The 15,221-nt window shown below is 64.1% G+C and carries 13 protein-coding genes; 5 read left to right on the top strand and 8 right to left on the bottom strand.

Translation table 11 applies throughout. From position 1 onward, the window contains the following. Nucleotides 1-167 precede the first annotated feature (167 nt). Nucleotides 168-647, top strand: coding sequence for a hypothetical protein (locus ACNFIC_RS21095; protein ID WP_138221020.1), 480 nt, complete (start codon nt 168-170; stop codon nt 645-647). 6 nt (nt 648-653) lie between these two features. Here the strand turns inward: ACNFIC_RS21095 and ACNFIC_RS21090 are convergent, their stop codons facing one another. Together ACNFIC_RS21090 and ACNFIC_RS21085 are read right to left on the bottom strand one after the other, a co-directional pair. After that, entirely contained in the window at nt 654-1,607 is a 954-nt protein-coding gene (locus tag ACNFIC_RS21090; protein ID WP_416781854.1) for an SCO family protein, read from the bottom strand. A 73-nt stretch (nt 1,608-1,680) separates the two neighbouring features. Then, nucleotides 1,681-5,073, bottom strand: a complete 3,393-nt coding sequence (locus ACNFIC_RS21085) for an Ig-like domain-containing protein (RefSeq protein ID WP_416781852.1) — start codon at nt 5,071-5,073, stop codon at nt 1,681-1,683. 334 nt (nt 5,074-5,407) lie between these two features. On the opposite strand from ACNFIC_RS21085, the gene ACNFIC_RS21080 reads away from it, so the two are divergent. Continuing rightward, the gene (locus ACNFIC_RS21080) at nt 5,408-6,136 is read left to right on the top strand and encodes a hypothetical protein (protein WP_416781851.1); all 729 of its coding nucleotides are present in this window, start codon (nt 5,408-5,410) and stop codon (nt 6,134-6,136) included. Between the two features lie 74 nt (nt 6,137-6,210). Continuing rightward, nucleotides 6,211-7,131 (top strand): alpha/beta hydrolase, encoded by a 921-nt coding sequence (locus ACNFIC_RS21075; protein ID WP_416781850.1) that lies wholly within the window; start codon nt 6,211-6,213, stop codon nt 7,129-7,131. A gap of 6 nt (nt 7,132-7,137) precedes the next feature. Here ACNFIC_RS21075 and ACNFIC_RS21070 read toward each other — a convergent pair whose 3' ends face one another. Next, on the bottom strand, nt 7,138-7,461 hold the full coding sequence (locus tag ACNFIC_RS21070) for a DUF2790 domain-containing protein (RefSeq protein WP_138221025.1): 324 nt from the start codon (nt 7,459-7,461) through the stop codon (nt 7,138-7,140). 337 nt (nt 7,462-7,798) lie between these two features. Between ACNFIC_RS21070 and ACNFIC_RS21065 the strand changes: the two genes are divergently transcribed. Beyond that, nucleotides 7,799-9,136 (top strand): OprD family porin, encoded by a 1,338-nt coding sequence (locus tag ACNFIC_RS21065; RefSeq protein WP_138221026.1) that lies wholly within the window; start codon nt 7,799-7,801, stop codon nt 9,134-9,136. A 133-nt stretch (nt 9,137-9,269) separates the two neighbouring features. Here the strand turns inward: ACNFIC_RS21065 and ACNFIC_RS21060 are convergent, their stop codons facing one another. Further along, nucleotides 9,270-10,085, bottom strand: coding sequence for a protein phosphatase 2C domain-containing protein (locus ACNFIC_RS21060; RefSeq protein WP_138221027.1), 816 nt, complete (start codon nt 10,083-10,085; stop codon nt 9,270-9,272). Between the two features lie 171 nt (nt 10,086-10,256). Between ACNFIC_RS21060 and ACNFIC_RS21055 the strand changes: the two genes are divergently transcribed. Further along, the gene (locus ACNFIC_RS21055) at nt 10,257-10,736 is read left to right on the top strand and encodes a VOC family protein (RefSeq protein WP_138221028.1); all 480 of its coding nucleotides are present in this window, start codon (nt 10,257-10,259) and stop codon (nt 10,734-10,736) included. Here ACNFIC_RS21055 and yddG read toward each other — a convergent pair. The 4 genes from yddG to ACNFIC_RS21035 form a co-directional block, all read right to left on the bottom strand. Continuing rightward, the gene (gene yddG / locus ACNFIC_RS21050) at nt 10,726-11,619 is read right to left on the bottom strand and encodes an aromatic amino acid DMT transporter YddG (protein WP_416781847.1); all 894 of its coding nucleotides are present in this window, start codon (nt 11,617-11,619) and stop codon (nt 10,726-10,728) included. The two genes, ACNFIC_RS21055 and yddG, sit on opposite strands and share 11 nt — an antisense overlap. A 103-nt stretch (nt 11,620-11,722) precedes the next feature. Further along, the gene (locus ACNFIC_RS21045; protein ID WP_416781846.1) at nt 11,723-12,580 is read right to left on the bottom strand and encodes a TIGR03915 family putative DNA repair protein; all 858 of its coding nucleotides are present in this window, start codon (nt 12,578-12,580) and stop codon (nt 11,723-11,725) included. Further along, on the bottom strand, nt 12,571-13,791 hold the full coding sequence (locus tag ACNFIC_RS21040; protein WP_138221031.1) for a putative DNA modification/repair radical SAM protein: 1,221 nt from the start codon (nt 13,789-13,791) through the stop codon (nt 12,571-12,573). The genes ACNFIC_RS21045 and ACNFIC_RS21040 overlap by 10 nt, the downstream gene beginning before the upstream one ends. A 158-nt stretch (nt 13,792-13,949) precedes the next feature. After that, nucleotides 13,950-15,143 (bottom strand): MFS transporter, encoded by a 1,194-nt coding sequence (locus ACNFIC_RS21035; RefSeq protein ID WP_416781844.1) that lies wholly within the window; start codon nt 15,141-15,143, stop codon nt 13,950-13,952. Between the last annotated feature and the right edge of the window lie 78 nt (nt 15,144-15,221).

Below are 15,221 nucleotides of genomic sequence, written 5' to 3'. Positions count from 1 at the left end.
ATCACTCTGCCTCCGCAAGACACCATGGAATCAACAGGTTGCGCTGCTTCTGGCCATCGCTGGCGTGCATCGAGCATGCGGCACGCCTATTGCGTCGAAACCCCGCGCTTGGCGTCACCGGCTTTATCGTGCTCTGATGGCACCATTGACCCCCGAGGAATGCGCGCATGACCGAAGCCCGTCACTTCCCCAAGCAGCCATCTCCCGTTGGCACGGTACTGCTCACTTCCTACGACCATTTCGCCCACGAGAACATCATCGCCCATGCCCAGGCCGATCAGGCGCTGCTGCATGGCGGGCAGATCGCCGCGTCGGTCGATGATGCCCGGCATCACCTGCATACCTTGACCCTGCTGCTCTGCGACGCCCCTGAAGAGCCGTTGCTCAGTGCCAGCGCGGCGCAGAAAGGCTCGGTGCTCGGCTTGGTCGCGTTGGGTTACCTCATCACCCACAGTGGCTTCGCTGATAAGGCGCGAGAGATCGTGATCAAGGGGCAGGGGGTGATGCTGCTCAATATTACCGGTGACGCTGAGGCGCTGATGGCACACCCGCAGTTGTTCGAAACCTGGGATGACTATGCGGTGTACCTCAGGCCGCTGCTGGCCAGCGGTGATTTCACCCATGAGCGGCCCTCCAGCTTTTCGTAAGCCGCCTCAACGCTGCACGCCCGGTGTTTGCAGGCGTTGGGTTTCCTCTTCCAGATAACCGAGCAGCGCCTGCACTTCGGTTTGCCCCAGGCGCATGTTCGGCATTGCCAGTTGGTTGTACTGCTGGTAGAGCAGCGTCGCCAATGGGTCTTGCTCGGCCAGCATCTTGTCGGGTTCTTTCAGCCAACGGATCAGCCAGGCCGGTTCGCGCTGGCGGGTCACGCCCAGCAGGTCCGGGCCGATGCCGTGGGGGGCGCCGGGCGTTGCATCGCCTAGCGTGTGGCAGGACGAGCAGCGGGTGCGGAACAGCTGCTCGCCGATGCTCGGCGGGCGGATCACAGGGGCTTCGCTACTGGCGCTGGCGGCGGGCTGTCTCCAGTTGTGCAGACTGTTGGCCAGGCGGTCGGCGAGGATGTACGGGCTCTCGAATGGCGAGGCCTTCATCCAGCGACCGGTGGCCTGGTTGCCCATGATCAGGCTGAGGTTGTGATCCTTGCTGCGGCCGTTGTCCAAGCCGTCGATGTACAGGCCCAGGCTGCGGCGCAACTGTTCGATGTCGGCAGCTGCGCCGGTAAGCAAGGTCCAGCCGGGGGCGATGGCGAACTTCTGTGCATAGCGTTTGAGGGTGGCCGGGGTGTCGTTGTACGGATCGATGCTGATCGAATAGATGAAGATGTCCTTGCCCACGCGGTCGCCCAGCAACTTTTGCACCTGGCGCAAGCGGGCGGTCTCCACGGGGCACGAGTCGCCACAGCCGGTGAAGATGAAATTGATGGCCACCACCTTGTCCTTGATCAGGTCGTCGAAAAAGCGCACCTGCTGCCCGTCCTGGGTGAGTAGGGTGGGGTTGGGGAAGTAGTCGGCGCCCCACGGGGTTGCGGACTCGGGGGGCGCGCTCGACGGCGGCGGCAGGCTCAGGGCCAGCAGCAGCGGGAGCAGCACGCGCCAGGTGCCAGGCATGGTTTGATCCTCCGAACAGGGTGTAGGGCGCTGAGCAAGCCGTGCAGATTCTTGCTTGCTCAGCGCCGTGACCTTACTTCAGCGTCATCGACACGCTCAGACTTTGCCCCAGTGCCGAGCGCACGCTGGCCGTGGCGGGCAGCACTGGGCTTGCGCCCTCGGTGGTCACCGACAGTTTCCAGCGCGCGCCTGTGCCACTCGGGCTGAGGGTGGCCAGGCCCAGGTCCAGCGGGCCGCTGGTGGTGCTGCTGGTCACCTGGATGCTATTGCCTGCCGCCACCGTGGTAGTACCGGCCAGTTCCCACGTCCAGCGGTTATTGCTGCGCTTGGTCAGCGTGGCGCTACTTACCTGGAGGGTGTCCATCGCCAGGGCGGGCGAGACGGCGACGCTCACGCTGGCTGGCGCGTTCGAGGCCAGGCCGCGCGCGTCGAGCGCCGCGTAGGTGAAACGGGCCGTGAATGCCAGGGCGACACTGGCCGGTGGCGTGTAGGTAAGCTGTGTGCCGTTGCTGCTCACGCTGCCCTGGCCGGCGTCGGGCTGAGTCAGGTTGCTGATGCTCAGCGGCAAGTCGCCATCTGCATCGGTGTCGTTGGCCAGCACGTTCAGCACCAGTGGCTTGCCAGCGGTGGTCGCGCCGCTGTCGTTCACCGCCAGCGGGGGCTTGTTGGCGGTGCTGTCGTCTTGGGCGGCGCTGCGCAAGGTCGGCAACGCCGCCGAGTTGACATACTGCACGCCGTCCCAGCCCGGTAACGGAGTGGGCATCAACTGGAACTGTCCGGGGTGCTCGATATCCCAGCGCAGCAGCATGGAGCTGTCTTCATGCTGGGTGTTGTGGCAGTGCTCCATATAAGTACCGGCGAACTCACGGAAACGAATGGCCATTTCCACATCTTGTGAGGATTCGGCCTCCGGGCCAATGCGGTAAACGTCCTTGCGCGCCCATTTTTCCCATTCTGGCGGTGCCTTGCCGTCGCGGCTGAGTACCACTCCTTCCTCGAAGTGCACGTGTACCGGGTGGCTCCAGCCATTGCCGCCGTTCTTGACTTTCCAGACTTCCAGCGTGCCGTCGCCGCTAAAGCCGCCGTCGGTTGCTTCCTGGGCGAGTTGCGCGGCGGCGGTGAGGCGGCGTGGGTCCATGCTGTAGCCAAAGCCACCGTCGGTCTTGATGGTCCAGGGTTGCTCGTCGGTACCGTCAGAGCGTCCGAAGATGAACTCGCGATGGCGTGCGGCGGCGATCTTAGCCTGATCCGTGGCGCTGTCGCGATTGATCGGCAGTGGGATCATCACCCGACCTGCGGCCTTACCGGGTTTGGCCGGTTCGTACTGCGACGGGTCCATGCTCAGGTCCGTGCCGCTGTAAGGCTGTACCAGCAGTTGCATGAACTTGCCCACCACAGGGTCGCCGCCGTCCCATTCCGGCCCTTTGCTGGTTTGCTTGATCACCGCCTTGTACTTCTCCGACAAGACATCGGCCAGGGCGATGGCGCGGTTCGGACCTTTGCCAGTCTGGTGCTCCATCAGGTTGACCAGGTAGAGCTTGTCCCCGACGCTGATGCCGTTCCTGGCGAAGTTGACGATAAGGTCGTAGCGCTCGGCGATACCTTGCAGGGGCAGGATGCCGTTGTGGTCTTGCAGGTCGCCATCGCCGTTGAGGTCCAGCGTGCCGTCGAACGGCACGGCATGTTCCATGAGGTTGCCGTCGTTGGCGATCATGTGGAACGGTACGCGGTTGTAAGACACGTTCGAGCCGGACGGCCCTTTGAATTCGCCACTGTTGCCTGCCACTTCGCGCACCAGGGCAATCTTGTAGTAGCGCGACACCGAACCATTGAGGATACGCAAACGGTAGCTACGCGCACGCACCTTCAGGCGCGGTTGGTACTGCCAGTTGACCAGCGTCTGATCGCCCAGAAAACCATCGGTGTTGAAGGGGTTGAACCACAGTTGGCCATTGGCGTCCCAGGCCTTGTCGGCGATCACCAGGTTGACGTCGTAGTCGCGGTTGCCCCATGGCATCGCCGTGCCGCTGGGCAAACGCAGGTTCACGCCGTCTTGCAGGGCCTCGTTGCCTCGGTCCAGGGCGCTGTAGTAGTTCATCATCACCGCGTTGCCCTTGTAGACGTTCTGCGCGGTGAAATCGAGCATGTGATCGTGGAACCAGTGGGTACTCATGGTTTCGCGCCAATCGCCACGAATCTTGATGCTACCGTTCTCGCAGGTTTTCAGGCCTGGGTTGGCGTCATTGACGAACAGCGTCTCGCCAGGCGAGCACGGGAACGCGGCGCGCGGATCCTGGGCGCGGGTGTTGAGGGTGTCGTAGCCTGCCAACTGGATCGGCCAGCGGTAGTCGTAGTACTGCCCTGGGAAAAAGTAGGCGTTGGCAAAACCGTCGCTTTCGGCCGGGGAATGACCGTTGTGCTCATGCGTGCTGATGGTGTGCAAGCCAAAGCCATTGTTGGCCGACGGGTCGATGGGCAGGGCATTGTAGTGACGCATCAGTATCGGTTGGCCATAGCGCACCATCAGCAGCTTGGGCGGGAAGGTGCCATCGAAGGTCCACAGCGCCTTGTGGTTTTGCAGCGGCATCTTGGGGTGGAAGCGGGTGTCGATACCTTTGGTGGTGCCCAGGGTGGTGGGGATGTCGGAGGTCTGGTAGTACAGGCCCCCAGGGCCGAACTCGCCCTTGGCGTAGTTGTGCAGTTGCTTGCGGTCACGTAGGCCCTGGTTGATGCGCGCCCCGGCCTGGGCGGTCTTGAACGTCGCCTGCGGGTAGAACTCATTCCAGCGCTGGTGCGACCACCCCTTGCCTGGAGGACGGCCCTCGGCAGGTGAGCCGACCGAGTTGCGATTGAGGAACAGCTCGATCTGCGCCTTCCACGGGTTGCGGTCGAGCACGTTGGCATACTGCGACGGCAACGGGGTCAGCCCCGGCTGTCTGAGGAAAGCTTCCAGGGCGTTGCCGTTGGGGCTGCTGCGCGCCACGTCGTTAGGGTCCTGGGCAGGCGCCGGGCCGAGCACGGGGGGAGGGAAGGCCAGCTCGCCGGGTGGGGTGGCGGGGTCGAGTTTCTCCGGGCCGAACTCTTCGAACAGCAGCAGTTGCTGGGTGAACGGCTCGGCGCCGAACAGCGGGCTGGGCTTGCCGTTGGTGGGGTACTGGCGCGAGGTCTGTTGCAGCGGTGGTAGCACGTTGTCGGTCTCTACCGTGGCGCGGCTGCCGTATACACCGTTGCTCAATTCCAGCGCGCCTTCGTTGGCCTCGGGCAAGCTTTTAAGGGCCTCCAGCGCCGCCGCCTGGCCGATAGCATCAGATGGTGGGTCGCTGAAAGCCGACGGGTCGGTGGGCGCTGGCGGGGTGACATCGTCGAGCGAACTGGCCTGTACGCCGGCCAGCCCTAGACCGAACAACAGCCCGCCGAGCGAAGCCAACCTGAACATGTGCCTGGATGAAACCGCGGGTCTTTTCATTACCGTATGCCCCGTATTGAGCGGCCTGGCCGCTGTGGCCAGCGTGCCGGTGGCGTATGCCTCGTCACACAGCAGGGGAGCAACGGCTGTGCCAAAGGCCAGTGGGCGAAAAGCCGCTTGTTTCAAGATGTTGCAAGAGTCGGTGATTTCCTCGACCCCGCATACTTGGGTCAGCACACCCAATGCTGGGTGGGGAATCGCTCCCCAGGCAAGTGACTGTGAGGTGCACTGAGCCTGTTGTGTCGTGTTGCCGCGACAGTTTCAGGCTTGCCGCGGTCCACCGTTCTTGGCACCCTTGGCCTGCGATTGGGTCGGTCAACAAGGAACCCTCACGGTGAGCTGGGAAAAGGTCGGTAAAGTACTGGTAGGCCTGCTGGTGATGATGGCGTGCGCCGCCGCGCTCCACGCGGTCCTGCGCAAGGACGACACCCTCGTGGCGCGCTTGACGTACTCCCATTTGACCTACCCAGGCCAGTTCAACGAGCGCATCAGTCAGGCCAACGAGTTGCTCAAGTACGAGCGATTGCAGGCGCGCATCAGCGATATCGGTGGCAGCGCGCTGGGCCATGTGCAGCTCGACAAGCTGGTCGAACTGGCCCAGGCGCCTTACCTGCAGTTGTTCGCGCGGCCGTTCGAGGCCGGATTGGTGGATCACCGTACCGGGCTACTGATCGAGCTGACCAACCATCGCCAGGCCCCGGTCACGGCAGTGCAGGTGCGCCTGCCGGCCAAGGGGCTGGTGCAGATCCGCAATGAGTCCGGCGATGACAGATTGATTCAGGCACCGACCGCTACCCTGGAGATTGCGGCCATCGAGCCAGGTGGGACGAGCACAATCTGGGTGTATTTCGATGCTGACTACTCGCAGATCCGCCAAGGCGGCATCACCATTCGTCATGCTGACGGCAGCGCCGATATCGAGGTCTACCGCGAGGTGGTGGGGTTGCCGGCCTGGGCCGCGCGCTACAGCCGGACGCTGATCGGGTTGCTGGTGCTGCTGGGGTTGGCGGTGCTGGTGCTGGGTTATCGCAGCCTGATGCCGCGACCCGCGCCGGTGCGCTAACGCTTGCCAGCGGCGCCAGCAGATGAGACAAGGGCTCCTGCAACGGAACTGCCCTTTCTGCATGGAACCCAACAATGCCCTATACCCTGGCCCCAGGTCTGCAAGCCTACCTTGATTTAAGCGCCACCTTCGATGCTGACGACGACAGCCTGCAAGGCCGTCGCGATGCGTTTCTGGCTCTGTGCCGCGCCTGTACCCCTGCTTTGGCACCGGGCTGGCAGAGCACCGACCTGACCCTCGACCACCTGCGTCTGCGCCGCTATCAACCTGCCGATCCCGCCCCCGAAGGCGGCTGGCCAACGCTGCTTTACGTGCACGGTGGCGGCTGGGATCTGGGTGAACTGGACACCCATGACTGGTTTGTTCACGGCCTGGCCCGTCATGTGCGCATGGCCATTGTCGCAGTCGCCTATCGGCTGGCACCGGAATATCACTACCCCGCGCCGTTGGAAGATGTGCGCACGGTATGGGCGGCGCTGAACCAGGGGCTACTTGGCCCTGACCTGAGCACTGAGCGCCTTGCGGTCGTTGGCGACAGTGCTGGCGGCAACCTGGCTGCCGGCCTGTGCATGGCCCTGCGCCGCGACGCTCAGCGCCAACCCTTGGGCCAGGCGCTGTTGTACCCGGTGCTCAGCTCACGCACCGATCTGCCGTCGATGCACGAGCACCCCAGCGTGCCGATGATGAGCATCGACGGGTTCGAGCAGTGCCTGGCTGGCTATCTTCCTCCCGGCTGCGAGCGCCGTGACCCCTGCGCGATGCCGCTGGAAGCCGACGATTTCAGCGGGCTGGCCCCGGCTTTCATCGCCATGGCCGAGATCGATCCGCTGCGCGACCAGGGGGTGGCCTACCACGCGGCACTCAAGGAGGCGGGCAGCGAGAGCCAACTGCTGGTGGTCGAGGGGCTGGTGCATGGTGGCTTGCGCGCCTTCGGCGTGCCGGTGGTCGAGGACCTCTACGCGCGTCTGGCGGCGTGGCTCACGGCGCGGATCTGAAAGGCGCTACTTGTTGTTGAGGCACTGCGATTGCACCACATAGCGTACGGTGCGCAAGGTGCCTTGGCTGTCCTCGAACGTCATCAGTCGCGGCACTACCGTGCAGGTGCGTGGGTCGGCGGACTGGCGCACCAACTGGGCGACGTCCAGCGGCATGCCGTAGCGGTAGTCGACGATCTGCGGCACGGGTTTGTCGCGCTTGGCGGCATAGGCCGCCACGGCCTGCTGGTGTTCTTCGAGTAGCTGCGTGCTGCGCGCATCGTCAAAACCTGCGGATTGGGCGGAAAAAGACAGCGCCAGCAGCGTGGCGCTCAAGCTCAGACGTAGCATGTGGACCTCCGAATACTCATGGATGACGGAGGCCACCCTAGCCAGGCGCGACCAACAAGGGCATGACGCCGGGGTTACAGATCTGCAAGGCGATCAAGCCATCGCGTGGGCCATACACTGCCCGCACACAGGTTTCCTCAGACACACCAAGGCCCAGGGCGTGCGGGAACGTGCGCACCGATCCGTCTGCATGACGCGATTGTAATCGGGCGATCACCTTGGTGTTATCCGCCAACGGCGAGCATCGACCACGGCCCCAAGCAGGCCAGGTCAGCGACGCCATAGCGGCGCGGCCCTTTACAAGAACAACTGCCGCAACGTATCGAAGGAGCACCGGATGAGACACACGCCAACACTTTCCCTGGCCGCCCTGGTGGCGCTGGCCAGCCCTGTCACGTGGGCCGAGGACGCGCAGCAGGAGGGCTTCATCGAGGGCAGCCGCCTGAACGTGCTCAACCGCAACTTCTACTTCAACCGCGATCACCGCGATGGGCCCGCGCCCAGCTTCAATAGCAACAAGGCTGCCGACAATGGCTACTCCGAAGCCTGGGCCCACGCCATCATCGCGCGCTGGGAGTCTGGCTACACACCGGGCACCGTGGGCGTGGGGGTAGATGCTTTTGCCATGCTTGGGCTCAAGCTCGATACTGGCGGTGGACGCAACGGCGGGCGTAGTTCGTTCGACGTGATGCCGGTCGGCCGCGATGGCCAGGCCCGCGACGAATACAGCAAGGTCGGCGGCGCGGCGAAGGTGCGCCTGTTCGATACCGTGGTGCGTGTGGGCGATGTGTTCCCAGCCACCCCTGTGGTAGCAGCCGGTGACTCGCGCCTGCTGCCGGAAAGCTTTCGCGGTGTGACCGTGGAAAACACCAGCTTGACCGGCTTGACCTTGCAGGCCGGGCGCCTGCATGCGATGAGCCAGCCGGTGTCGAGTAACCTGCGCGACAACTTCGTGACGTTCTACGGCGGCGCGGTCGATTCGCCGTGGGTCGCTTATGGCGGCGGCGACTACGCCGTGAGCGAGCATGTCAGCGTCAGCCTGTTCGGCAGCCGCCTGAAGGATGTGTGGAACCAGTACTACCTCGGCACCAGCGTTACCTGGCCGCTCAGCGACGAGTTGGCACTGATCGGTGGTTTCAACTTCTACAACGCCCGCGACGAAGGCCGCCAGCGCCTGGGCCAGTTCGACAACGACATCTGGAGTGCCAAGCTAGGCGTGCGCTATGGCGCGCACACTGTAGCGTTGACCCACCAACGCAACAATGGCGACGACGACTTCGACTACCTGCGCCAGTCCGACTCGATCTTCCTCGACAACTCCATCCAGTACAGCGACTTCAACTCGCCCAAAGAGCGCTCGTGGATGTTGCGCTACGACCTGAACATGGCTGCCTACGGCGTGCCGGGGTTGTCGTTCATGACCCGCTACGGTCGCGGCAGCGACGCCGACTACAGCCACGCCAACGCTTTCTATATGCGCCGCGACAGCAATGGTGACCCGCTCACCGAGCAAAAGCGCTGGGAGCGGGACATCGAGGTCAAGTACGTGGTGCAGACTGGCGCTGCCAAGGATTTGTCGCTGCGTGTGCGCCAGGCCACGACACGGGCTACCGCATTCGAGTCGGACCTGGATGAAGTTCGGGTGATTGTCGAGTACCCGCTGTCGATCCTCTGATCGCTCTTATTCACCTTGAGAAGCTCTGTGCTCCTTTGGTTACAGGTGGATACTTTGGCGCCTCGATGAGGCGCTTTTTTTGTGTGGGGCGTCAGTCGCCGCTGTTGCAGAAAACCATTACCGCTATCGGATTTCAGCCCACCCGCAACCAGATCGCCGAAGCATCGTCACTCATCTTGAAGCGTGGGTAGCGTAGGCAGGCGGCATCGTCCTGCTCGATGCCGCGCAGGGTGTGCGCCAGGTCGGCCAGGCCGTGGCTGTGCAGGCGCGTGATGAACCCGTCAGGGTCACAGGCCTGGTAGGTGTCGAATAGCGCGGCGAAACCATCGCTCATCAGCAACACGTCATCGCCGCGCGCTGCCGGGACGCGGGTGTAGCAGGTGCCGTCGCGCGACAGCTGTGGATCTACCCCGAGTACCGCGCGTGGGCGCTCACGTGCGGTGCGGCGGTCAGCCAGTACGGCGGCGCTGCGCACGCCATGCGCGCCGGTGCCAGGGCCGAGCGACGCCGCTTCGGCGCGTTCCGCCTCGCGGTCAGGTTCGGGGGTGAGGAACGCGATGCCTTGGGCGCTGCGGTGCAGCACCACGCAGTCTGCCAGGTGCGCGCAGACCAGTTCGTCGTCTTCCAGCGCCACCGCCGCAAACGCGGCGCGTGGCAACTCCCACAGCGCCAATGGCTCGCGCTGGCGGTCGCGTTGGTAGTCGCATGCCAAGCGCTCGAACACGCTTTCGCAAATACCCTGCAAGGGGCCGGCTGCTTCAGCGAAGGCGCGCTGGGCCGCACTGGCCAGCCAGGCCGCACCGCCGCGCGTCCCGAGCAGGCCTGGTTCGCCCAGGTCGGTGGCGCCGTCGATGACCCACGCATGGCGTTCGGCACACCCGATACGGTCGTCATTGGGCACATCGGGTTTGCCGGCCAGGCTTAGGCTCTGGATCAGGTCGAAATGCATGTCGCTCTCCATATCGTGGGGCTGGAGTCCAGCATGAAGCGTTGACCTTGAACGCTGGCGCGGCGTGCGTCAAATCCGCGTCGCGTTCAGGCCGCTGATCGCTGCGCAACACGTTGCCGGGCAGGGCGGCTAGACTCATTTAACCTCTATGAGCGCCGTTGAGCATTGCCCATGACCCCGAAGAACAGCATATGTCTGTGGTATGACCACGATGCCGAAGAGGCGGCCCATTTCTACGCCGGCCTGTTTCCAGACAGTCAGGTGATCGCCGTGCACCACGCTCCCGGCGACTACCCCTCGGGCAAGGCCGGTGACGTGATCACGGTCCAGTTCACCGTGATGGGAATCCCGTGCATCGGCCTGAACGGCGGCAAGGCTTTCATCCATAACGAGGCATTTTCGTTCCAGGTCGCCACTGATGATCAGGCCGAGACCGACCGCTACTGGGACGCCATTGTCGGTAATGGCGGTCAGGAGAGCGTGTGCGGCTGGTGCAAGGACAAGTGGGGCGTGTCTTGGCAGATCAGCCCGCGAGTATTGATCGACGCGGTGGCCAACCCCGACCGCGCCGCCGCCAAGCGTGCCTTCGATGCGATGATGAACATGCGCAAGATCGACATCGCCATCATCGAGCAGGCGCTCAAGGCTTGACTTGGCGGGTCGCTTGCCAGCACAGCAGCGACCCCAGGGTCACCACCAATGCGCCTTGCCAGAACTGCAAGGTCAGGTGCGCCCCTAGCCACAGCGCCGCGAATGCCGATGACAATACCGGGGCGAAGTACGAGGCGGTGGCCAGCAGTGTCAGGTTGCCGCGCAGGATGCCGATGTTCCACAGCGCATAGCCGCCGGCAATCGACAGGCCCGCCCCGAGCAGTTCGAGGCTGGCGCCCAGGCGCGGGGCCGGCAGCACTTCCTGGCTGAAAGCGTACTTGAGCCACAACACCACGGCAGTCAGCACGAAGAACAGCACCACATGGTTTTGCCCGTCGGCGTAGCGTCGGGTGATGTTGCAGTACAGCGCGAACGTCACCGCGCACGCCGCCGCCAAGCTGTAGCCCAGCGGGTTGGAGCGGACATTGGTCAGCAGGCTGTGCAGCGACAGGCCATCGGTACTGACCACCCAGAAAATCCCCAGCAGAGCCAGCGCCGTACCCGGCATGATGTACCAACGCGCTGCCTGGCGGTTCATCACGATTGCCAGCAGCACGGTCAGGCTTGGCCACAGGTAGTTGACCACCACCAGTTGGATCGCCTGGGTGCTGTCCAGTGCATAGCCCAGCGCCAGGGACAGGCAGATCTCGTAGGCCACGAACAGGGCCGAGCCTGTGACCAGATAAAACGGCGTGGCCTTGCGCAGGCGCGGCTTGCCCAACAAGGCCACCAGCAACGCGGCACCGAGGGTATAGATCAATGCGGCGCCACCGATGGCTCCGAAATACTGACTCACGCCCCGGATCAGGCCTGAGGCGGTGCTCCAGAGCAGGATGGCGGCAAGGCCGCAGAGGGTGGCATTACGCCCGTTGATGCTGGCCATGGTGGACTTCGCGTGCAAAAAAGCGCGGAGTCTAGCGCTTTATACAGTTTGTATACAAATTGGTTTTTGGGGCGAGAGGCCGCTTTGGCGATTCGCCTTCATGTCAGCGTTTTTCTAACTGCCCTGGCGTGCCGGCAATGCGCTTGCCGGGTTGTCGTCCGACTTCCAGGGCTTGTCCGTCACGTTGCTTACCCTGGCGCGCCTGGCCCACCAGTTGCGGAATCAACGGGCCCTCTGGCAGGTTTCGCCAGAAACGTCCAGGCAGGTGCTGGCGCAAGGCATCAGGATTGAGTCGCGCGGGGTTGAAGGTGTGTCGGTAGTAGGTCAGCCACAGCTCAGCCCCTGGGTCTTCGGCGTTGCGCGCCCATGCCAGCCAGTCGGCGGGGCACTGGCGGCGATAGTCGATGGCGCGCCCGTCGTAGCGGATGCCGTCATGCGGGGTCGCGATCAACCAGCGTTGGCGCCCCAGACGATCGGCAAAATGCTGGCTGGCGCTTTGCAGGATGTCGTGGGCCGGCTCGTGGTAGGCGATCAGGTCCAGTTGCAGCGATTGCGCCAGCTCCGGTGCCAGAGGCACGAAACGCACGAAGGCATGTAGATGATGCGCTTCGCGGCTCACCTGCTTGAGCCGCCGTTGCAACTCGCTGCCCAGGCGGTCGCCCGCCAGCATGGCCGTGCGATCGCCATGGGCGACACGCCATAGCACCTCGTACAACACATTCCAGCGTTGCTCGCCACGGTAGCGCCCGGCCTGTTCTAGCTGGGCCAGTAATGCCGCCGGTATACGCGCGTGGAAGGGACCGGGGCCTTCAGGCAGTGGCGTGGGTACGGCCAGCAGATCGTCCATCGGTCCCTGGCCCCAGGTCACTTCTGCCGGGTCGATGCCGTGGCCGAGCAGGGTACGCGCCTGGGCGCGCCAGGTGGCGAAGCAGTCTGCGCAGTCGAGTGCGATCATCCCCACAGCCCCATTTGCACCGGTGCCTGAGGCTCGCGCAGACGTGCACGCAGCAGGCCGCTGCGAAGTTCTGCCTGGGCGGGGCGATAATCACTGGTGACGATGAACGGACGGGCCTTTTCCAGCACACAGCGCAGCTGGATCAAGTCATCGTAGCGGATGCGCCGTTCGCGGCGCAGGGCCACCAGGCGTTGCACACTGCGTAGCCCAATACCGGGAATGCGTGCCAGCAACGCAGGCTCGGCGCGGTTCACATCCAGTGGAAACACCTCGCGGTTGGCCAAGGCCCAGGCCAGCTTGGGGTCGATGTCCAGAGCCAGGTTGCCGGCTTTGCCGAGCAGTTCGCCGGCTTTGTAGCCGTAGCCGCGCAACAGGAAATCAGCCTGGTACAGACGGTGTTCGCGCAGCAGCGGCGGTGCAGCCAACGGTACGCTGCCGGGGCTGTCGGGGATCGGGCTGAAGGCTGAGTAGTACACCCGTTTGAGGCCGTAGCCCTGGTACAGCGACTCGGCATTGTGCAGCAGGGTGCTGTCGTCGGTGGCGTCGGCACCGACGATCACCTGGGTGCTCTGGCCAGCGGGGGTGAAGCGCGGTGCCCGTGGCTCGTTTGCCACAGCCTGCTGGCCTTGGTGAATCACGCCCATGGCCTGGCGGATGGTGCTGGCTTGTTTTTCCGGGGCCAGGCGCTTGAGGCTGGCGTCGGTCGGCAGCTCGATATTCACGCTCAGCCGGTCAGCCAAGCGCCCGGCTTCCTCGATCAGCAGCGGGTCGGCATCCGGGATGGTCTTGAGGTGGATGTAGCCTCTGAAACCATGCTCTTCGCGCAGCAGGCGGGCCACGCGGATCAACTGTTCCATGGTGTAGTCAGCCGAGCGGATGATGCCTGAACTCAAGAACAGCCCGCTGATGCAGTTGCGTCGGTAGAAATCGAGGGTCAGACGCACCACTTCCTCGGGGCTAAAGCGTGCCCGGGGCACATTGCTGGAGCGGCGGTTGACGCAATATTGGCAGTCGTACAGGCAGAAGTTGGTCAGCAGAATCTTGAGCAGCGACACGCAGCGCCCGTCCGGGGTGTAGCTGTGGCAGATGCCCATGCCATCGGTAGCGCCTAGCCCATCGCGCCCGCGTGAACTGCGCTTGGGCGCGCCACTGCTGGCACAGGAGGCGTCGTATTTAGCTGCGTCGGCAAGGATGCCGAGCTTGGCGATCAGCTGCATGGGTGTTATCCGGGAATACTGAATATTCATACAGTATTTCGAGAATGCGCCGATGGCAAGCGCCTGTCGTCAGCAATGCTTGAACCAAGAAGGTCGATGTACTGCTGGCGGGCGGCGGCATCATGAGTTCCACCCTGGCGGCGGTTTGTGCTGACGGCTTACCGTGCACAAGCCTGCTGTCGGGCCAGCCAGCGCCAGCCCAGCCTTGCCAGGCTGATCCCCCAGTTGGTCAAGGCCAACAGCAGGATCAGTTGCAGCAGCGCCGGCATGCCGGCCTCGACGATCACGCGCCCGGCCAGCCAGGGAAAACCGAACACCCCCACGAAATACGCCAGGCTGAACAGCACCAGCGCCTGGGCCATGTGCCCGGCGGGCGCCTGGTTGGCGGCCTGGCCGTTGATCACCGAATAGGTCAGGCCATAGCCGACCCCGAGCACTACCGCCGCCAGCAGGTAGCTCGCGCTGCTGTGTACGCTGTGGCCGAGCATCAGCACCGCTATGACCATCAACCCGCTCAGCACGCAGGCGCAGCGATAGGGATCGCGTTTGACGATCAGCCCCGCCACCAGCAAGCGGCAGCCGATAGTCGCGCAGGTGAAACCCAGGAAAAACAACGCATAGTCCAGCTGCCTGAGCGCTGCGTAGCTGGTCTGGAAGCTCGACAGCCCGCCAAAGATCGCGCCTCCGAGGCCGACCATGATGATTGGGAACACGGCCGCTGAGCCCAGCACCCGCCGCACGGCAGGCAGGCTCAGGCGGCTGGCGCTCTGCGTACCTGAGTCTGCCCGGCCCAGCGCCGGGGCTATCGACCAGAACAGCAGCGCACCTAAAAGGCTAGCCACTGCTGCGCTGAAAAATGCCGTCTCCACGGGCAGGCCCAGGGCTTCGAAGCTGCGCCCACTGAGGGGGGCGCTGCCTATGCCGGTCATCATGCTGCCCGACAGCAGGGCGAAGTGGTGCATGCGCCGAGCGGGCGCGATGGTCATCGCCACCACAATCGGCCCGAGGGTGTAGAACGTACCCCAGCCCAAGCCCAGTAACAGGCCGAACAGCAGCAGGGCGTGGCCTTGGGGCGGTGCCCAGGCAAAGCCCAGGCAGGCGACCGCCAGCAGCAGGGCGGCGGCGGCGATGCTGCGCGCTGCACCTATCTTGTCGCTCAGGTGGCCGCAGAAAATCACGGCGGCGAAGGTGCTGAGCATCGCGCTGGAGATCACCAGGCCAGCGTCGGACTCGCTGCCGCCATGCAGCGTGAGCATCTTCGCCAGCAGGAAAGTGGAGCCGTATGACAGCGACAACAAGAAGCTGGCGAGGCAGAACAGGACGAACAGACGGCCAGGGGCAGGGGCGGGCATGGGGGTTCTCTTGTTGTCGATGGGGCCGCACAGCGGCCCTGGTGGCATCAGGGTAGTGCCACCTATACCAGAGCGAGA

Source organism: Pseudomonas sp. NY15463 (assembly GCF_048068415.1).
Taxonomy (GTDB): Bacteria; Pseudomonadota; Gammaproteobacteria; order Pseudomonadales; family Pseudomonadaceae; genus Aquipseudomonas; species Aquipseudomonas mosselii_C.
The sequence above is the reverse complement of the archived record's forward strand: the minus strand, read 5'-3'. Positions and strand labels throughout refer to the sequence as shown.